At 68.2% G+C, this 17,399-nt stretch carries 21 protein-coding genes; 14 read left to right on the top strand and 7 right to left on the bottom strand.

All coding sequences use genetic code 11. The features are described from left to right. Window positions 1-61: 61 nt before the first annotated feature. The 5 genes from HNR01_RS04365 (at window position 62) to HNR01_RS04345 (ending at window position 3,247) form a co-directional block, all read left to right on the top strand. Complete coding sequence (locus tag HNR01_RS04365) at window positions 62-361, top strand: antibiotic biosynthesis monooxygenase family protein (protein ID WP_017485908.1); 300 nt, start codon at window positions 62-64, stop codon at window positions 359-361. 27 nt (window positions 362-388) lie between these two features. Then, complete coding sequence (maiA, locus tag HNR01_RS04360; protein ID WP_183666841.1) at window positions 389-1,036, top strand: maleylacetoacetate isomerase; 648 nt, start codon at window positions 389-391, stop codon at window positions 1,034-1,036. A gap of 160 nt (window positions 1,037-1,196) precedes the next feature. Continuing rightward, a complete protein-coding gene (locus HNR01_RS04355) occupies window positions 1,197-2,528 on the top strand; it encodes an NAD(P)/FAD-dependent oxidoreductase (RefSeq protein ID WP_017485910.1) in 1,332 nt (443 codons plus the stop codon). An 84-nt stretch (window positions 2,529-2,612) separates the two neighbouring features. Further along, the gene (locus HNR01_RS04350) at window positions 2,613-2,939 is read left to right on the top strand and encodes an EthD family reductase (RefSeq protein ID WP_017485911.1); all 327 of its coding nucleotides are present in this window, start codon (window positions 2,613-2,615) and stop codon (window positions 2,937-2,939) included. Continuing rightward, window positions 2,939-3,247 (top strand): hypothetical protein, encoded by a 309-nt coding sequence (locus tag HNR01_RS04345; protein ID WP_183666839.1) that lies wholly within the window; start codon window positions 2,939-2,941, stop codon window positions 3,245-3,247. Before HNR01_RS04350 ends, HNR01_RS04345 begins: the two co-directional genes overlap by 1 nt. A 72-nt stretch (window positions 3,248-3,319) precedes the next feature. Here HNR01_RS04345 and HNR01_RS04340 read toward each other — a convergent pair whose 3' ends face one another. Continuing rightward, a complete protein-coding gene (locus HNR01_RS04340) occupies window positions 3,320-4,693 on the bottom strand; it encodes a methyl-accepting chemotaxis protein (RefSeq protein WP_183666837.1) in 1,374 nt (457 codons plus the stop codon). Window positions 4,694-5,097: 404 nt separating this feature from the next. Here HNR01_RS04340 and nadA point away from each other — a divergent pair, with 404 nt between their 5' ends. Genes nadA through nadC form a run of 3 tightly spaced genes read left to right on the top strand, consistent with a single transcriptional unit; the run spans window position 5,098 to window position 8,520 of the window. Then, window positions 5,098-6,141 carry a quinolinate synthase NadA gene (gene nadA, locus HNR01_RS04335; protein WP_017485914.1) on the top strand — a complete coding sequence of 348 codons (1,044 nt, stop codon included), beginning with the start codon at window positions 5,098-5,100 and terminating at the stop codon, window positions 6,139-6,141. Next, window positions 6,141-7,667, top strand: a complete 1,527-nt coding sequence (locus tag HNR01_RS04330) for an L-aspartate oxidase (protein ID WP_183666836.1) — start codon at window positions 6,141-6,143, stop codon at window positions 7,665-7,667. The genes nadA and HNR01_RS04330 overlap by 1 nt, the downstream gene beginning before the upstream one ends. Further along, window positions 7,660-8,520 (top strand): carboxylating nicotinate-nucleotide diphosphorylase, encoded by an 861-nt coding sequence (gene nadC, locus HNR01_RS04325; protein WP_183666834.1) that lies wholly within the window; start codon window positions 7,660-7,662, stop codon window positions 8,518-8,520. Before HNR01_RS04330 ends, nadC begins: the two co-directional genes overlap by 8 nt. 6 nt (window positions 8,521-8,526) lie before the next feature. Here nadC and HNR01_RS04320 read toward each other — a convergent pair whose 3' ends face one another. Further along, window positions 8,527-9,024, bottom strand: coding sequence for a GNAT family N-acetyltransferase (locus HNR01_RS04320; RefSeq protein ID WP_246417377.1), 498 nt, complete (start codon window positions 9,022-9,024; stop codon window positions 8,527-8,529). A 202-nt stretch (window positions 9,025-9,226) separates the two neighbouring features. Between HNR01_RS04320 and HNR01_RS04315 the strand changes: the two genes are divergently transcribed. Then, window positions 9,227-9,904 (top strand): L,D-transpeptidase, encoded by a 678-nt coding sequence (locus HNR01_RS04315; RefSeq protein ID WP_017485918.1) that lies wholly within the window; start codon window positions 9,227-9,229, stop codon window positions 9,902-9,904. Window positions 9,905-9,985: 81 nt separating this feature from the next. On the opposite strand, the gene HNR01_RS04310 is transcribed toward HNR01_RS04315, so the two are convergent. Further along, window positions 9,986-10,123 (bottom strand): hypothetical protein, encoded by a 138-nt coding sequence (locus HNR01_RS04310; RefSeq protein ID WP_017485919.1) that lies wholly within the window; start codon window positions 10,121-10,123, stop codon window positions 9,986-9,988. A gap of 163 nt (window positions 10,124-10,286) precedes the next feature. Between HNR01_RS04310 and HNR01_RS04305 the strand changes: the two genes are divergently transcribed. Both HNR01_RS04305 and HNR01_RS04300 read left to right on the top strand, forming a co-directional pair. Beyond that, window positions 10,287-10,529: a DUF2171 domain-containing protein gene (locus HNR01_RS04305; protein WP_017485920.1), complete on the top strand. Its 243-nt coding sequence runs from the start codon at window positions 10,287-10,289 to the stop codon at window positions 10,527-10,529. 112 nt (window positions 10,530-10,641) lie between these two features. Next, window positions 10,642-10,800: a hypothetical protein gene (locus tag HNR01_RS04300; protein WP_017485921.1), complete on the top strand. Its 159-nt coding sequence runs from the start codon at window positions 10,642-10,644 to the stop codon at window positions 10,798-10,800. A 48-nt stretch (window positions 10,801-10,848) separates the two neighbouring features. Here HNR01_RS04300 and HNR01_RS04295 read toward each other — a convergent pair whose 3' ends face one another. Then, window positions 10,849-11,277, bottom strand: a complete 429-nt coding sequence (locus tag HNR01_RS04295) for a gamma-butyrobetaine hydroxylase family protein (protein WP_017485922.1) — start codon at window positions 11,275-11,277, stop codon at window positions 10,849-10,851. 143 nt (window positions 11,278-11,420) lie between these two features. On the opposite strand from HNR01_RS04295, the gene moaA reads away from it, so the two are divergent. Continuing rightward, window positions 11,421-12,455: a GTP 3',8-cyclase MoaA gene (gene moaA / locus HNR01_RS04290; RefSeq protein WP_183666832.1), complete on the top strand. Its 1,035-nt coding sequence runs from the start codon at window positions 11,421-11,423 to the stop codon at window positions 12,453-12,455. Between the two features lie 6 nt (window positions 12,456-12,461). Here moaA and HNR01_RS04285 read toward each other — a convergent pair whose 3' ends face one another. Both HNR01_RS04285 and HNR01_RS04280 read right to left on the bottom strand, forming a co-directional pair. Then, window positions 12,462-13,382, bottom strand: coding sequence for a WcbI family polysaccharide biosynthesis putative acetyltransferase (locus HNR01_RS04285; protein WP_183666830.1), 921 nt, complete (start codon window positions 13,380-13,382; stop codon window positions 12,462-12,464). Further along, window positions 13,283-14,479 carry a GSCFA domain-containing protein gene (locus HNR01_RS04280; RefSeq protein WP_183666828.1) on the bottom strand — a complete coding sequence of 399 codons (1,197 nt, stop codon included), beginning with the start codon at window positions 14,477-14,479 and terminating at the stop codon, window positions 13,283-13,285. The genes HNR01_RS04285 and HNR01_RS04280 overlap by 100 nt, the downstream gene beginning before the upstream one ends. Window positions 14,480-14,616: 137 nt before the next feature. Between HNR01_RS04280 and HNR01_RS04275 the strand changes: the two genes are divergently transcribed. Next, on the top strand, window positions 14,617-15,483 hold the full coding sequence (locus tag HNR01_RS04275; RefSeq protein WP_183666826.1) for an NAD(P)-dependent oxidoreductase: 867 nt from the start codon (window positions 14,617-14,619) through the stop codon (window positions 15,481-15,483). On the opposite strand, the gene miaA is transcribed toward HNR01_RS04275, so the two are convergent. Beyond that, entirely contained in the window at window positions 15,461-16,414 is a 954-nt protein-coding gene (gene miaA, locus HNR01_RS04270; protein ID WP_183666824.1) for a tRNA (adenosine(37)-N6)-dimethylallyltransferase MiaA, read from the bottom strand. The genes HNR01_RS04275 and miaA overlap by 23 nt on opposite strands. Before the next feature lie 11 nt (window positions 16,415-16,425). On the opposite strand from miaA, the gene serB reads away from it, so the two are divergent. After that, on the top strand, window positions 16,426-17,322 hold the full coding sequence (gene serB, locus HNR01_RS04265; RefSeq protein ID WP_183666822.1) for a phosphoserine phosphatase SerB: 897 nt from the start codon (window positions 16,426-16,428) through the stop codon (window positions 17,320-17,322). The last annotated feature ends 77 nt before the right edge of the window (window positions 17,323-17,399 follow it).

The following is a 17,399-nucleotide window of genomic DNA, read 5'->3' as shown; positions in this document are numbered from 1 at the left end:
ATAGCGGAGCGATCGAACACTCCGCCCGTCTCCGATGCGGGCAGGCTTGGAAGCGACGGCTATGATCCTGGAAATCGCGCAGATCGACGTGAAGCCCGGCTCGGAGGCTGCCTTCGAGGCCAACATCGCCCGGGCCGCCGAGATCTTCCGCGCCGCCGCCGGTTGCCGCAGCTTCGCCGTCCGGCGATCGGTCGAGAAGCCGCAGCGCTACCGCCTTCTGATCGAGTGGGACACGCTGGAGGCGCACACGCGCGACTTCACCGGTTCGGAAGCCTGGAAGACCTACCGGGCCATGGTCTCCGACACGTTCGAGAGCCCGCCTCAGGTCGAACATACCGAGCTGACGCTTCGTGCATTCTGAGCGGCCGCGGCGAGAGGGAGCGTCCCCATGAAGATGTACGGTAACTGGCGCTCGGCAGCGGCGTTCCGCGTGCGCATCGCGATGAACCTCAAGGGGATCGCCTACGAGGAGATCTTCCTGGACCTCGACGCCGGGGATCAGTTCCAGCCCGACTTTCTGGAGATCAATCCGCAGGGTGCGGTGCCCGCACTCTTCGACGGCGACGGGCCGCCGCTGACGCAATCGCTGGCGATCCTCGACTACCTCGACGAGACCCGTCCGCAGGTGCCGCTGCTGCCTGCCGAGCCGCGGGCGAGGGCGAGGGCGCGCTCCTTGGCTCAGGTCGTCGCCTGCGACACCCATCCGCTCTACGTGCCGCGGGTGCGCAGCTTCCTAATGGAGAATTACGGTCTTCCGCGGGAGCGGATGCTTGAGTTCCTGCGCCATGCCTTCACCACCGGCCTGAAGACGCTGGAGGTGCGGCTGTCGAACGAACCGGGTACCGGCCGCTTCTGCCAGGGCGATGCCGTGAGCCACGCCGATCTGTGCCTAATCAGCCTCTGGGTCGGGACCGGCATCTTTGGAATCGACACCGCCGCCTATCCGACGGTCGGGCGGATCGCTGCCGAGCTTCTCGCCCTCGACGCCGTCGTCCGAGCCCATCCGCTTCGCCAGCCCGGCGCACCCGCGTCATAGGCTCGAAAATTTTTTTTTAGGACATTACCGTTGCAGCGATACCGGATTTGCGTCCCAGGTCCGCTGCGAACGTGTGGGTCCTTGCTCGGTTACTGATGTAAGATCATTCCAAACTGGAGGGTCGCTCAATGAGGCGGCCCGCGAGGCGAGTGGGGCGAGGATGGTTCCGAGCGAAACGGTCACGGATCTGCACAAGATTGTCGTGGTGGGGGGAGGGGCCGCCGGACTCGAGCTGGTGACGAAGCTCGGCAACAAGTACGGCAAGCGCGGCAAGGCTCACGTGACCCTGGTGGATCGGGCGCGGACGCACATCTGGAAGCCGTTGCTGCACGAAGTCGCCGCCGGTTCGCTCGATGTCGGCCACCACGCGGTCGACTACCTGCATCACGCCCACGCCAACCACTTCCGCTACCGTATCGGCGAGATGACCGGCCTCGACCGTGAGAAGCGGGTAATCCACCTCGCCGCCAGCCGCGATAGCGAGGGGCGTGAGGTGACGCCGATGCGGGCCGTTCCCTACGACACGCTGATCATGGCGGTGGGCTCCACCACCAACGATTTCGGCACGCCGGGCGTGGCCGAGCACGCCATCGCCCTGGACACCAAGGAGCAGGCGATGCGCTTTCACCAGCGCCTCGTCAACGGCATGCTGCGGGCCCACACCCAGGAAGGCCCGGTGCGCCCCGGCCAGCTCCACGTGACGGTGATCGGCGCCGGCGCGACCGGAACGGAGCTGGCGGCGGAACTGCATCGGACCACCCGCGAGGTCGCCCGCACCGGCCTCGACCGGATCGACCCGGCCAAGGATCTCAAGATCACGCTGGTGGAGGCGGCCGACCGCATTCTGCCCGCCGTGCCGCAGCGCCTGGCGGCCGAGGTGATGGGGCAACTCGCCAAGATCGGCGTCGAGGTCCGGGTCCAGGCCCGCGTCACCGAGGTGCGGGCGGACGGGGTCCAGCTCGCCGACGGCGGCTTCATCCCCTCCGAGCTGGTGGTCTGGGCCGCGGGCGTGAAGGGGCCGACCTTCCTCAAGGATCTCGGCGGCCTGGAGACCACACGCAACAACCAGCTCGTCATTACGCCGACCTTGCAGACGTCACGCGACCCCGACGTCTTCGCCATCGGCGACTGTGCCTACCTCGTTGAGGAGGGCTCGCAGACGCCGATCCCGCCGCGGGCCCAGGCCGCCCACCAGCAGGCCTCGCACCTCTACGGGCAGATGGCCAACCGCCTCGCGGGCCGGCCGCTGAAGCCGTTCAAGTACCGCGACTTCGGTTCGCTCGTTTCGCTCGGCGAGTACACCGCGGTCGGCAACCTGATGGGCTTCATCCAGGGAAGGAACATGTTCATCGCCGGCCTCTTCGCCCGGCTGATGTACCGTTCGCTCTACAAGATGCACGAGACGGCTGTGAACGGCTGGTGGAAGACGAGCCTCGATGCCCTGGCCCGGGCGCTGACGCGGCGCACCGAGCCGCGCGTGAAGCTGCACTGACGCACGCTCCGGCTTGAACCGGCGGTCTGGTGCGTCATCTTTCCGTTCCGCCGGCTCGAGTAGAAGCCGGCGGAAGGAGACGCCATGATTCTCGTCAGCGTGATGTATCCGAGCGGCGCCGGCACCCGCTTCGACATGGACTACTATCTGAAGAAGCACATGCCGCTTGTCAGCCAACGCTGGACCTCCAAGGGCCTCCACGACTACACGGTCGTGAAGGGCACCGGCACGCCGGATGGCGGCGCTCCGCCCTTTCAGGTCATGGCGCTGTTGCGCTTCGAATCCGCCGACGCCTTCAAGGCGGCGGCGACCGCGGACGGCTCGGAGATCTTCGGGGACATCCCGAACTTCACCGACACGCAGCCGACGGTCCAGCTCAGCGACTTCGAGGCGTCGGAAGTGAGAGGCTGATGATCGACATCATCAAGCAGATTCAGGAGGCCAATCCGGCGCTCGGCACGACGATCATCGTGCTGCGCCCGGATTCACGGGCGCTTGCCGATCCGGCGACGCTGACGCCGGAAGCGAAGGCGTGGCTCGATGCGCACGCATCCGATGCACGGCTGTCGCAGGAGACGGTGATGCTCGCGCCCTATCCCGGTGGCGCGCCGACGCAGCGCACCGTGACGGTGCTCGCCTTCTCCGACGCGCGACACCTGGCCGCCTTCGCCACCGCGTGGACCGGCGACCCGACGCTTGATGACGACGAGGCCGCCTGAACGCGGCTGGGGCCGCGCCTGCCGTCCGGCAGGGGCGGCCTCACCACCGCGGCGTGGACGGAGTCCCGCCGTTCAGAGGGCCTCGACGATCTGGGCAGCGGCTTTGGCCATGTCCTTCATCGCCGCGCTCGCGGCCTGATAGGCCGGCGTTCCGACGTCCCAGTTGTTCTGGGCAATCGCCTTGACCATCCGCTCGGCCTCCTCGTGGGCGGCAGCCTCGGCCCTGAGGAACGCCTCTGCCGCGGGTCGGCGCGCCGGATCACCGGTCAGGACCTGCACGGCCTGCCGGGCGGCACGGTTGCGCAGCACGGCCGTGGCCGGATCGGCGGGCGCGGCGCCGAGCAGGATCGTCGCGAGACCCCGCTTCCACAGGCCGAGATCGGCGGGCAGACGCACCAACTCGTAGAGATCGAGGTCGCCGGTTTCGGCGAGCGCGGCCTGCGCCAGCGTTTCCGCCTTGACGAGGCGCTTGGTGATGCTGTCGATCTCGGTGCGGGTCTTGGCCGCTTTGGCGGCGATGTTCTGGACGCTACTGGAAATCTCGGCCGTCGCACTGCTCTGCTGCGTGATCGCCGCAGCCAGAGCCGCGTTCATCTCGCTCGTGCGCGCGATCCGCTCGGCTGCCCCTTCGACACGGGTGCCGAGGCTGTCGACGACGGAGCTGCCGGTCGAGACGGCGGAACGGCTCTCTTCGACGGCCCGGGCGATCTGGCTCATCTCACCCTGAAGCGTGTGGAGCCAGGTGCGGATCTGTTCGGTCGAGCGGGCGGTCTGCCCTGAGAGCGACTTCACCTCGGCCGCGACGACGGAGAAGCCGCGGCCCGCCTCGCCGGCCCGCGCCGCCTCGATCGTGGCGTTGAGCGCCAGCAGGTTGGTTTGGCTGGAGATCGTGGCGATGGTACCCGCCATCGTACCGATCTCGGCGATGGCGTTCTGGAGCAGCTGAAGCCGCTCGTCGATCTGGTGCGTGCGATCACGGATTGAATCCATGGCCGCGCGCGCATTGCCGACGTCGGACATGCAGGCCGTCATCGCCTCGCGAGCCTGCGCCGCGCTGGAGCCGGCGGCCTCCGAGGTCTCGGCGACTTCGGCGATGGACGCGCCCATCTCTTCGATGGCGCTCGCGATTGTCTGCGTGGCCTGCGCGACCTCGCCGACGTCGTACGTCGTCCAGCCGATGTTGATCGCGCCTTCCGAGGCTTCCCTTGCGATGGCAGCGATGTTTCGCCGCTCGGTGCGCAAGTCGTGACGCTGAGCACGCTCAAGCTCGCTCAGGGCCGTGCTCACGGCGCTATCCGGCAGGGCGGAGGCATCGAGCGCGGCCCGGTCCGCCAAGCGCTTGAGCGCGCCGATCAGGCGGGCCTCGTCGGATGGTTGGGAAGCCGGAAGATCGGACGCCGCCGATGCGGACGATCCGGTATTGCGGCCGAGCTTGAGCGACAGCATGGTGTTGGAAGCCCCCGATCCTTCTCTGCCGCTTATTCTCGAGAGCCACGCCCAGGACAGTCATGTTCGAGCTCGTTTGCTCGCTTTCTGGTTGACCGGTGATTGGGCAGAAACTCTCCACAACGGCGCCGACGATGATCACCATGCGCGAGTTAAAATTAGCTTTAGATCATCGTTTCGATGCTTATCGCACTTCACTTACGTAACAATTGATAACTCAAGCAATATTTGGAGTATGGGTGACCGGCGGCTCGGGCGCTGCGCTGTCACGCACGGTGTGCAACCGCAGCAAAAGATTTGCGTCGCAAAAACGTTATGCTCAGTCTCAGCATATCTGGACAATGCGGATCGCGCCGCCTAAGTTAGGTGGCACAATGCTCACTTTGAGCATAAAGGAGACCGCGATGTCCCAGGCAGGATCCGCCCTTCGCGACCCGGCCGGACGGGCCTTCCCGTTGCCCGAGCTGTACGAGCGCGTGAGCCGCCACGTGCCTGCCATCGAGTGGCCGGCGCTCGCACCCGACGTCGAGGCGATCCTGCGCCTGAAACGCGAACGGAACGCGGTGGTTCTGGCCCACAACTACCAGGCACCCGAGATCTTCCACACCGTCGCGGACATCGTCGGCGACAGCCTGGCCCTGGCGCGCGAGGCGGCGCGGGTGGATGCGGACGTGATCGTGCTGGCCGGCGTCCACTTCATGGCCGAAACCGCCAAGCTCCTGAACCCTGGCAAGACTGTGCTGATGCCCGATATGGGCGCCGGCTGCTCGCTCGCGGACTCGATCACCGCCGCCGACGTGCGGGCTCTGCGGGCCCGGTATCCCGGCGTGCCGGTCGTGACCTACGTCAACACCTCCGCTGCGGTGAAGGCGGAGTCGGATGTGTGCTGCACCTCCGGCAACGCCGCCGACGTCGTGCGCGCGCTCGGCGTGAAGCGGGTTCTGATGATTCCCGACGAGTTCCTGGCCCGCAACGTTCAGCAGCAGGTGCCGGAGGTCGAACTGCTGACCTGGGCAGGCCACTGCGAGGTGCACGAGCGCTTTACGCCGGCCGACATCGCCGAGGTGCGCGACAGCTATCCCGGCATCACCGTCATCGCCCACCCGGAATGCCCGCCGGAGGTGGTCGAGGCGTCGGATTTTTCCGGCTCGACGGCGATGATGATGAACTACGTCACCGAGAAGCGGCCGTCTCAGGTCGTGCTCGTGACCGAATGCTCGATGGCCGACAACATCGCGGTGGCCAACCCCGATATCGAGTTCATCAAGCCCTGCAATCTCTGCCCGCACATGAAGCGGATCTCCCTGCGCAACATCCGCCAGTCGCTCGAAACCATGACGCACGAGATCGTCGTCGAGGAGGGCCTGGCCGAACGGGCGCGCCGGGCCGTCGAGCGGATGCTCGCGGTCAAGCCGACCCAGACCGTCTCACCGCGGCAGGCCGCCTGATGAGCATCTTCGCCCGGAGCCCCTCCGACCGGGTGATCGTCGTCGGCGCCGGGGTGGCGGGGCTCGCCACCGCCCTGCGGCTCGCGCCGCGTGCGGTCACGCTGGTCACCGCCGCGCCGCTCGGGATAGGTACGGCCACCGGCTGGGCCCAGGGCGGCATCGCCGCCGCAATGGGGTCGGATGATGCACCCTCGCTGCACGCGGACGATACGCTTGCCGCGGGCGCCGGGCTCACCGAGCCGGACGTGGCGCTTCGCGTTGCGGAGGCGGGTCCGGGTCTGATCGAGTGGCTCGTCGCCCTCGGCACCGGTTTCGACCGTGAGCCGGACGGCGCGCTGGCCCTCGGGCTGGAGGCCGCCCACAGCCGTCGCCGCATCGTCCGCGCGCGGGGCGACTCGACGGGCCGCACGGTTCTCGACGCACTGGTGCGCGCCGTGCAGGCGACGCCGTCGATCGAGACCCTCGTCGCCGGACTCCACGGCTTGATGCAGGATGCCGATGGCAGCGTGCGCGGCGTCGTATGCGAGCGGGACGGCGTCGCCTTCCGCCTGCCCGCCCGCGCGGTCGTGCTGGCGACCGGCGGCGTCGGGGCGCTCTATGCGTCGACCACCAATCCACGCGGCGCCCTGGGGCGCGGTCTGCTCGCCGGCGCACGGGCCGGCGCGGCGTTGCGCGATCTCGAATTCGTGCAGTTCCACCCCACAGCCATCGCGGCCGGCCGCGATCCGATGCCGCTCGCGACCGAGGCGTTGCGCGGCGAGGGCGCGACCCTGATCGACGAGTTGGGCGCACCCGTGATGGCCGGGATCGAAGGCGGCGACCTCGCTCCGCGCGACGTGGTGGCGCGCGGCATCTTCCAGGCGCTCGCCCGCGGACGCACGGTCTATCTCGATGCCCGAGGCCGTCTCGGCGAGCGCATGCCTCGGCGCTTTCCCACGGTTGCCGCGCTCTGCGCCGAGGCCGGCATCGATCCGGCGGTGCAGCCGATCCCGGTTCGGCCGGCGGCGCACTACCACATGGGCGGAATCCTCGTGGACGAGGCCGGCCGCAGCACCGTCCCCGGTCTGTGGGCTTGCGGTGAGGTGTCCTCGTCCGGGCTGCACGGCGCCAACCGCCTCGCCAGCAACTCCCTGCTCGAAGCCTTGGCCTTCGCGCCCCGAATCGCCGAGTCGATCGGGGATGCGCCGGCGCCTGCCGGTGCCGACCGCCCGGCGCCTCTGCCCGAAATCCGGCCGGAGGACGCAGCGGTGCTGGCCGATATTCGCGGCATCATGGAACGCTGCGTCGGCGTCGTGCGCGACGCAGCGAGCCTGTCGCAGGCCGTGGCGCAGCTCACCGACCTGTCCGCACGCGGTTCCGAGGCGGCCGCCACCGGCCTGATGATCGCCCGCGCCGCACTCGACCGACGCGAGAGCCGCGGCGCCCATTGGCGCAGCGATTTCCCCGGCCAGCTTCCGGCCCGGCACGCCGTGGTCACGCCCGCTCTGGCGGACGCCCCTGCGCTTCAGGAATTGACCGATGCCTGACGACGTCCTGCTGCCGCTGCCGCGCCTCCTCGTGGAGCCCGTGGTGCGGGCCGCCCTTCTCGAAGATCTCGGCCGCGCCGGGGACATCACGACGGATGCCATCATCCCGGCGGGCGAGCGCATGGACGCGGTCATCGCGTCCCGACAGGACGGAGTGATCGCTGGTACCGACGCCGCCGCCATCGCCTTCGAGCTGATCGACCCGAGCCTTTCCGTCTCGGTCGAACGGCCCGACGGCACCCGCGTCACGCCGGGCGATACGGTGATCCGGCTCTCCGGCCCGGCTCGCGCCGTACTGACCGCCGAACGCGTCGCCTTGAATCTGCTCTGCCGCCTGAGCGGCGTTGCCACGGCGACGGCCTCCCTGGTCGAGGCGGCCCAACCGCACGGCAATGCGCGAATCGTCTGCACCCGCAAGACCACACCGGGCCTGCGGGCGCTGGAGAAGCACGCAGTGCGCGCGGGCGGCGGCTCGAATCATCGCTTCGGCCTCGACGACGCCGTGCTGATCAAGGACAATCACGTCGCGGTGGCGGGCGGCATCATCCCGGCCATCGAGCGGGCGCGGGCGAGGACCGGTCATCTCGTCAAGATCGAAGTCGAGGTCGATACCCTGGCGCAGCTGGAAGAGGCCCTTTCCGTCGGTGCCGATGCGGTCCTGCTCGACAACATGAGCCCCGATACCCTGCGTCAGGCCGTGGCCATGGTCGATGGACGCGCCGTCACCGAGGCCTCGGGCCGGATCAATCGGGACACGGTCGGGGCGGTGGCGGCCTCGGGCGTCGATCTGATCTCGGTCGGCTGGATCACGCATAGTTCGGCGATCATCGACTTGGGACTCGACGCGGCGTAGCGGCCGTCAGGGGGCGAGCCCGTCCTTTTGCATTCGGTGACGGCGGAACGCCTGTCCGTTCCGCATCACCGTTTCCTCCTCGACGACGCGAAAGCCGGCCGCTTCGAAGAACGGCCGAGCGGTCAGGCTCGCTTCGGTCCGCAGCGTGCGGAGGCCGATGCCAACGGCCGTCGACTCAACGGTCCGAAGCAGCGCGCGGGCGACGCCTCTGCGCCCATGCGCGGACTGGACGTAGAGCATATCGAGACGGCCGCACGGTTCGAGATCCGCAAACCCGGCCGCCTTCGGGCCGATCCACGCGACCCGACAATATCCCCGCAGACGCCGTGCAGCCCACCGCGCCCGGTCGATCCGCGCCCATGCTTCGATCTGCGCCGGATCGTAGTCGATCGACGCGGTATCGCGCACGGCTGACTCGAAGATGCCGATCACGGCATCCAGATCCTCCGGGCGATACGGGCGAACTTCGACTCGTTCCGACAGCGGTAGCTCGACCGGTTCCATCCGACAGTGAACATCCTTGTCCTTAGGGCCAAGCTGCCACAGTGTGGCCACCTGGTCACGAGCGCGCCCGAAGCGGCACTGCAGTGCAAATCAAGCTTGGCTTTGAACGGTGAGCGTTTACGCGTTGGCGAGGGTCCGCACGGCATCGTGCGGCGGTTCTTCCACCGCGTCCCCTGTTCTTCGCCTGCCCCGAGAGGCCCTGATGCGCCGTTTCGTCGTTGCCCTGGGCGGGCTTGCCTGCGCGGCGGTCGCGCTGGCAAGCCCCGCCGCTGCCTATGAGATCGACCCGCTCACCCGTCAGCCCCTGACCGACGTCCTGACGGTGCGTGTGCGCCCGCAGAACACGCTGCCGACGGCCAACGCGACCCTGCCGGCCGATGTCCCCGGCGCACCGGGCGCGGCTGCCGATCCGCTCGCCTCCGCGGTGCCGCAGATGACAGCGATCCCGCGCCAGACGGTTCCCTATGCTGGTCCCTATGCACCCGGCACCATCGTCGTCTCGACCACCGAACGTCGGCTCTACCTGATCCAGCCCGGCGGCGAGGCCCTGCGCTACGGTGTCGGCGTCGGCCGGCCCGGCTTCACCTGGGGTGGTACCCAGACCGTCACGATGAAGCGCGAATGGCCCGATTGGCGTCCGCCGGCCGAGATGCTGCGCCGCCGCCCCGATCTGCCGCGCTACATGAAGGGCGGCATCGAGAACCCGCTCGGCGCCCGCGCCATGTATCTCGGCAACACGATCTACCGCATCCACGGCTCCAACGAGCCGGAAACGATCGGGACCGCGGTTTCCTCCGGCTGCATCCGCATGACCAACGAGGATGTGACGGACCTCTACAGCCGCGTGAAGGTCGGCGCCCGGGTCGTCGTCCAGCGCTGATCGTCTCCACGACACGCAACGAGAAAGGGCCGGCAGCGATGCCGGCCCTTTTCGTTTTCTACGGATTGGAGGACCCCCGCCTCAGCCGATGAGGAGCAAGCTGAGCACGATGGCGGCGGCCCCGCCGGCAACGGCGAGGCCCAGGATGACGACGCTGCTGAGCTGATCGACCGTATTCACGTCCTGGCCGATGCGGTGCTGGGTATCGGTGGCCGCCATGCGCTGCTGTCCATTGCTTCCGTTGATCTCGCACGGAAACGGCGGTGCGCGCCGATGGTTCAATGCCGGTCCGTCGCATGCCGTCTCCCACAAGCGGACGGACCGGACGCGCGGAACCTGCATCGGCGCAGCCGGTTGGCTCCGCTCAACAGGGAGAGCAGCCATGGTCGATGCCAGCCAGATTCGCGAGCACGCCACCGTCGTCGGTTCGGACGGCGGCCATGTCGGCACGGTCGATCACGTCGCGAAGGGCGAGATCAAGCTGACGAAGAGTGATTCCGAAGCCGGCGGGCTTCACCACTACATCCCACTCGATTTCGTGATCGGCGTCGAGGGCGATCAGGTCCGGCTCAACCGGAGTGCCGACGAGGTAAAGCGAGAGTGGAGCACGTCGGGCGCAGCCTGACGCCAGGATCCGCGATCTTTCGGGCCACCCGGAGGACATCCCAGCCCGATTTTCTCAGGTCCCGGCTCGTGCGCGAGAGCGCCGGCCTTATGATCCATCCAGGGAGCACGACGTGACGCAACAGAGCGAGCGGCCGCAATCCGAGACCGAGCCGAAGCCGAACGGCGATTCGCACCCTTCGCCGCAGCCGCCGGCCGGGGATCCACCGCCGCCACGGCCGGACGCCATCCCCGACGAGGACCTCGACGAGGTCGAGGAACAGCCGAGCTAGGACAGCCTGCGGGTCGTCACAGAGACGGCCCGCACGGGTTCAGGATCATCAGTGGCAGCCGCAGCCGCCGCTCCCGCAGCCAGCGCTGCCATGGCTCCCTTTGGCGGAGGCGCTGGCGGCGCGGTCGCGCGACAGACCACGCTCCTCCAGCTCGCGCAGATAGGTCGACCAGCGGTTCCGGTACTCCCGGCCGAGGTCGAACAGATAATCCCATCCGTAGATGCCGGTGTCGTGCATGTCGTCGAAGAACAGCTTCACGGCATAGTTGCCGACCGGTTCCACCGAGAGGATTGCGACGTCGCGCTTGCCGCCCAGGACCTTGCGTTCCGCCGGAGAATGGCCTTGAACCTCCGCGGAAGGACTCGAGACACGCAAGTACTCGGCAGGCAGTTCGAAGCGACCGCCTCCGTCGAAAGCAACGGTCAGGATGCGCTTGTCGCCGGACAGGCGTATTTCTGTGGGCCAGCGCTCACTCATGACGGTCCGTTCCACGCTCTCATGCCGGCGTTGCGCTCATGCGCTTGCCGGAAAATGCCACCGCCCTCATATGGATGGCGATGTTGGATCTGTCAGCCGACAAAACCACCAACGCTGGTCACGTGTCGAGTTCAAAGGCGCGCATGTGGGGTAGCGCCGAAGACGCGCCTGCGCCCGTGCGCCCTGCGCCGTTGATCGACCCGTTCCAGCGGGCGATTACCTATCTGCGCATCTCGGTGACGGATCGCTGCGATTTCCGCTGTGCCTATTGCATGGCGGAGGACATGCAATTCCTGCCCAAGCGCGATCTTCTGACCCTCGAAGAGCTCGATCGGCTCTGTGGTGTCTTCATCGACCGCGGCGTGCGCAAGCTCCGGATCACCGGGGGCGAGCCTCTGGTCCGTCGCGACATCATGCACCTCTTCCGCCGGCTTTCGCGTCACCTGCGGAGCGGCGCACTGGACGAGTTGACGCTGACGACGAACGGCTCGCAGCTCGCCCGCTTCGCGCCCGAGCTGTCTGATCTCGGGGTGCGCCGGATCAACGTCTCGCTCGATACGCTCGACCCGCGCAAGTTCCGGGAGATCACCCGGCGCGGCGACCTGTCTGTGGTGCTCGCCGGCATCGAGGCGGCGCGGGCCGCCGGCATCAAGGTCAAAATCAATGCGGTGGCGCTCAAGGGCGTCAACGAGGACGAGATCGCCGACATGATCGCCTGGGCCCACGGCCTCGGCATGGACATGACGCTGATCGAGGTGATGCCCTTGGGCGAAATCGAGGGCGACCGCACCGATCAGTTCCTGCCGCTCTCGGTCGCGCGCGAGCGCCTGGAGCAGCGCTTCACGTTGACCCCGCTTCCAGACCGCACCGGCGGCCCGGCCCGCTACGTGCGGATCGAGGAGACTGGCGGCCGACTCGGCTTCATCACGCCGCTGACGCATAATTTCTGCGAGAGCTGCAACCGCGTGCGGCTGACCTGCACCGGCAAGCTCTACATGTGCCTCGGCCAGGAGGACGCGGCGGATCTGCGGGCCGCCCTGCGCGCGTCGCCCGACGACGCGCTGGTGACGCAGGCCGTCGTCGAGGCGATCTCCCGCAAGCCCAAGGGCCACGACTTCGTCATCGAGCGGGCCCGCCCAGCCGCCGTGCCGCGGCACATGAGCGTGACCGGCGGCTGAGCGGCCTTACCCCGCCGCCGGGATCAAAGTGTCCCGGATCTCCGGAGCCGCCAGCCAACTTTGAACGCGATCGCAGTGTCCGGCGATCTTCGGGGTATGCGCATAGATCGCCAGCGATCCCTCGACCATTGCTCGCAAGTCGATGCAGCGGCCGGCATCCACCAGGAAGTTGAGCCCGCCGAGCGGCGGCTTGAAGGTCGAGCTCCCGATGACGCCCAGCCGTGCCGCGATTTCCGGATAAACCGGCCAGACGCACCCGCTGAGCGGATCAGGCAGGTAATCCTCGCAGGCCGCCGTCCGCGCTGGAATCTCGGCGCGCCGGAGCGCGTCGCGGGCGAGATCCGCGAGGACGAACAGCTTCGGATGATTGATCGTGTGCATGAAGCAGTCGCGGCGCATCCAACCGGCGAAGAGGCGGTCGAGGTTGCAGCCGTGCGCGTGGCTCATCGCCAACAGGGCGTCGCGACTGGCGAACCAGCCGTCGAGATATCCGACCCGTGAGAACACCTCCGCCCGGAACAGCGATACGATCTCGTCGACCGAGTAGCCGCGGGCGAAGCCGTAGACGATCAGCGCCGAGTGGTAGTCGCCCATCGGCGAGCCGAACAGGCCGGCCTTGTGGCCGATATAGACGATGTCCGGGTGGAAGGCCGGGAAGACGATCGTTGGGACAGGCACCACGAACCGGGCCGTCTCGAGGATCCGTGCCGGCGTCACATCGCCGAACGGGCCGGCGTCGAAAGGAAAGCACACGGTCAGGTCGGCGCTCCTCACCGCGTCGAGCAGCCGCCGGGGGCTGGAGTCGAATTGCGAGAAGGTTGCCGGCTCTACCGACGCGATCTCAGCATCCGGCGCAAGGAATCCCAGACACCCCGCGAGGACGGCGACTTGGCAGTTGTTGCCGATGACGACGATTCGCCTAGCCACGGCCGCGTGCCCCCCGCTGCCAGCAATTCTTCGTCGCAGACCACGGCGGCCTGCTGGGCGAACTCGCGGCGCGCCTCGTGCAGGCTTCGACTGGAGGCCGGCAGAGCGTCCTGGTCCCCGCCCTCGGTGAGATGGCGGAAGAAGACCCGCATGACATGATCGACACCGTCCTTGCTGACGGACCTGAGATCGCTCTCGAGATAACGGAAGGCGCCCTCGGGCGAGGTGATGATTTCGTAGGAGGGAAAGTAAAGCGTGTCGTCGCGCGTATCGGCCAGACGCTGCGCGGCGACCCGAAGCACCGCCTTGCTGTGAACGGTCGATTGCAGCACGTGGCGTCCCTCGTAGGTCGCCACCAGCGGCACGGGCGAAACAGTCAGGATCAGGCGCGCCTGTGGATTGACCGCCTTCAAGGCGTCGGCGAAGGCGGAAAGATCCGCGATCACTTCCTCGACCGGCTGATTTTTGAAGACGTAAGCTTCCGGATCGAAAGTGCCGGCCGCCACGCCGGGGCAGAGGGGAAAAGCCGCACCGTCGGTTCGCGCCTGCCATCCTTCGGTGAGTCCGAGGGTGAAGACGAAGACGTCGAGGTTCTCGAACAGTCGCCGCAGCCGGGTGAAGTGTTCCTCCCGCTCCGCCTCGACGGCCTCCGGGCTGGCGAAGCCCGCGGGCTCGATGCGGGGACGGAACGGGTCGGCAAAGCGCCCGTCCGGTCGTTCCCAGACCCGATCGGCGGGGGTGAAGCGGCCATAGGCCCGCTCGATGAGCTGCAGGAGCTGGCGCGCAGTGTAGACGTTGCCGTAGCGCGCCGAGAACAGGCGGTATCCGCGGGCGCGGGCTTCGGCCGGTGGCACACCCTCGGGCGTGTCTTCGGAAACCAGATAATGGTAGCCGCTGGCCTGGAGGCGGTCGGCGATGTGCTGGGCAAAGCAGCTTCCCGCCGTCGCGATCCGGGTCTGCCGCGTCAGCCGAAATCCCTCCGGCACCGTAGGCCCGGCCATCGGATCGAGGGCGAACAGAGGCAGCGAACCGACAGAGCGGTCCCAGAAGGCGTGGTCGGCAAGACCGGAATAGGGATTTCGGGCGCGGTCCTGCATCGCTCGGCGGACCGTAGCCGACAGGGTACCCCGCGGCAACGGCCATCCCCAGCGCTGACCGCCGTGGTATTTTGAATGTCGTGCGGTCGGGGCTAGAGCACGGGATCGGACGATCCGATACCGGAGACACCAATCCCATGGCGAAAGTCGCGTTCCTGGGCCTCGGCGTAATGGGCTCGCCGATGGCGGGGCACCTCGCGAAGAAGGGCCACGACGTCACCGTCTACAACCGGACCGGTGCCAAGGCCGAGGCCTGGGTCGCCGCCCATGGCGGCCGGGCCGCCGCGACCCCGCGCAAGGCGGCGGCCGGATGCGCCATCGTCTTCGCCTGCGTCGGCAACGACGACGACCTGCGCTCCGTGGTGCTCGGCGAGGACGGTGCCTTCGCCGGCATGGAGAAGGGCGCGGTCTTCGTTGATCACACCACCGCCTCGGCCGAGGTCGCCCGCGAATTGTCCGCGGCCGCTGACGCGGCCGGGCTCCGCTTCATCGATGCGCCGGTTTCCGGCGGCCAGGCTGGCGCGGAGAACGGTGTGCTCACCGTGATGTGCGGCGGCGAGGAGGCGGCCTATGCCGCGGTCGAAGCCGTCGTCATGGCCTATGCCAAATCGTGCCGCCTGCTCGGGCCTTCGGGCTCCGGCCAGCTCACCAAGATGGTCAACCAGATTGCCATCGCCGGGGTGGTGCAGGGCCTGTCCGAGGCGATCCATTTCGCCAAGCGGGCTGGCCTCGACGTGGAGGCCGTGCTCGACGTGATCTCCAAAGGAGCGGCCGGATCCTGGCAGATGGAGAATCGCGGCCGAACCATGAATGCGGACAAGTTCGATTTCGGCTTCGCCGTGGAGTGGATGCGCAAGGATCTCGGCATCCTGCTGGCCGAATCCCGCCGCAACGGTGCACGGCTTCCGGTGACGGCTCTGGTCGATCAGTTCTACGCCGAGGTGGAGGCCATGGGCGGCAAGCGCTGGGACACCTCCGCACTCATCGCCCGGCTGGAGCGCTGAGCCGGCGCACCGCCAGCGACCACGCCGCCTCCGGCGTGGTCCAGTGCCAGTCCTCCCCCATCTGATGGCGGAACCACGTGAACTGGCGCTTGGCGTAGCGGCGGGTATCGCCCTGGCCGCGTTGCACGGCCTCGTCGCGGGAGATCGTCCCGTCGAGATAGGCGATGAGGCCCGGCACGCCGTGGGCCCGCATCACCGGCAGCAAGGGGTCGAGGCGCCGCTCCCGCAGGGCGGCCACTTCGTCGAGGGCGCCTTGGTCCATCATCGTCACGAAGCGCGCATCGATGCGCTGGCGCAGCTCTGCGCGATCGGCGGCGAGGAAGATCTTCAAGAGCGGCTTTCCGGCGAGCGGTCCCGGCTCACGGGCCTCGTGGAACGAGCCGATGGAGCGGCCGGTCGCCTCGAAGATCTCGAGGGCCCGCATCACCCGCATCCGGTCCGAGGGACGCAGCCGTCGCGCACTCTCCGGGTCGCGCAGCGCCAGCGCGGTGTGGAGCACCTCGGTCGGCTGCCCGTCCGCCTCCGCCCGGACCTTCGCCCGGATGGCCTCCGGCACCGCGGGCAGGTCGGAGATGCCCTCGTCGAGGGATCGGAAGTAAAGGCCGGTGCCGCCGACGAAGATCGGCAGAGCCCCGGCTTCGGGTTCGGACAGGATCGCGGCGGCCTGCCGCTGGAAGTGGCCGACGGAGAAATTTACCGCACCGTCCACACTCCCGTAGAGGCGGTGCGGCGCGAGAGCCTCTTCCTCCCGTGTCGGCCGGGCCGAGAGCACGCGCAGGTCGGCATAGACCTGCATCGAATCCGTGTTGATCACCGTGCCGCCGAAGGCTCGGGCGATGCGCAAGCCCAGCGCCGACTTGCCCGAGGCGGTGGGCCCTGCAATGAGGATGGCGGCCGGGCGCCCCATTTCCTGCCCGTCCGAACTCCGCACGGCTACTCTCCATGACTCTCGTCGCGACGCTGATAGCAAACCCGGCCCGGCCCGCCATCACCGACGCGGTGCTCGCCGAGGCGCGCCGGGTGGTGCGGACGGAGCATCAGCCGAGGATTCTCCACGGAGAGGTGGCGGCCGAACTGCTGGTTCCGGGTTCGCCCGAACAGGCGCCGATCCTCACCGAGGCCCTGCGCGAAGCCCTCGGGTCTGAACCGATCGACCTAGCCGTGCTTCCTCACGATCAGCATCGCCGCAAACGGCTGTTCCTGGCCGACATGGACTCGACCATGATCGAGCAGGAATGCATCGATGAACTCGCCGACGTCGTCGGCATCAAGGATCGCGTGGCGGCGATCACCGAGCGGGCCATGCGCGGCGAGATCGCGTTCGAGCCGGCCCTGCGGGAGCGAGTGGCTCTGCTGAAGGGCCTGTCCGTCGGTGTCATCGACGGTCTGATCCGCGACGCGATTCGCCTGACGCCGGGCGGTGGCACCCTCGTCGCGACGATGCGGGCGCACGGCGCCTTCACCTGCCTCGTCTCCGGCGGCTTCACCTTGTTCACCGGACCGATCGGTGCGCGCCTTGGCTTCGACGAGACCCGCGCCAACCGCCTGGACGTGGCGGATGGACACCTGACGGGTCAGGTGGTGGAGCCGATCGTCGGGGCGGAGGCCAAGCGGGCGAGCCTCATCGAATTGCGCGAGCGGCTGGGCCTGAGCGCTGCGGAGACGATGGCGGTTGGTGACGGCGCCAACGACCTGCCGATGATCGCCGAGGCAGGCGTCGGTGTCGCCTTTCGCGCCAAGCCCAGGGTGGCGGAGGCTGCCCGCGTTCGGATCGAGCACGGCGACTTGACCGCGCTGCTCTACCTGCAGGGATTTTCGGCGGCGGAGTTCGCGGCTTAGGGTTCTTCGTGCTGCCGCAAAAACCCAAACCGATCGTAGTCCCCCTCTCCCCGCAGGCGGAGAGAGGGGGGAACGAC

Source organism: Methylorubrum rhodesianum (assembly GCF_014199985.1).
Classification (GTDB): domain Bacteria; phylum Pseudomonadota; class Alphaproteobacteria; order Rhizobiales; family Beijerinckiaceae; genus Methylobacterium; species Methylobacterium rhodesianum.
Note: the sequence above shows the minus strand (reverse complement) of the source record. Positions and strands in the feature narration are given on the sequence as shown.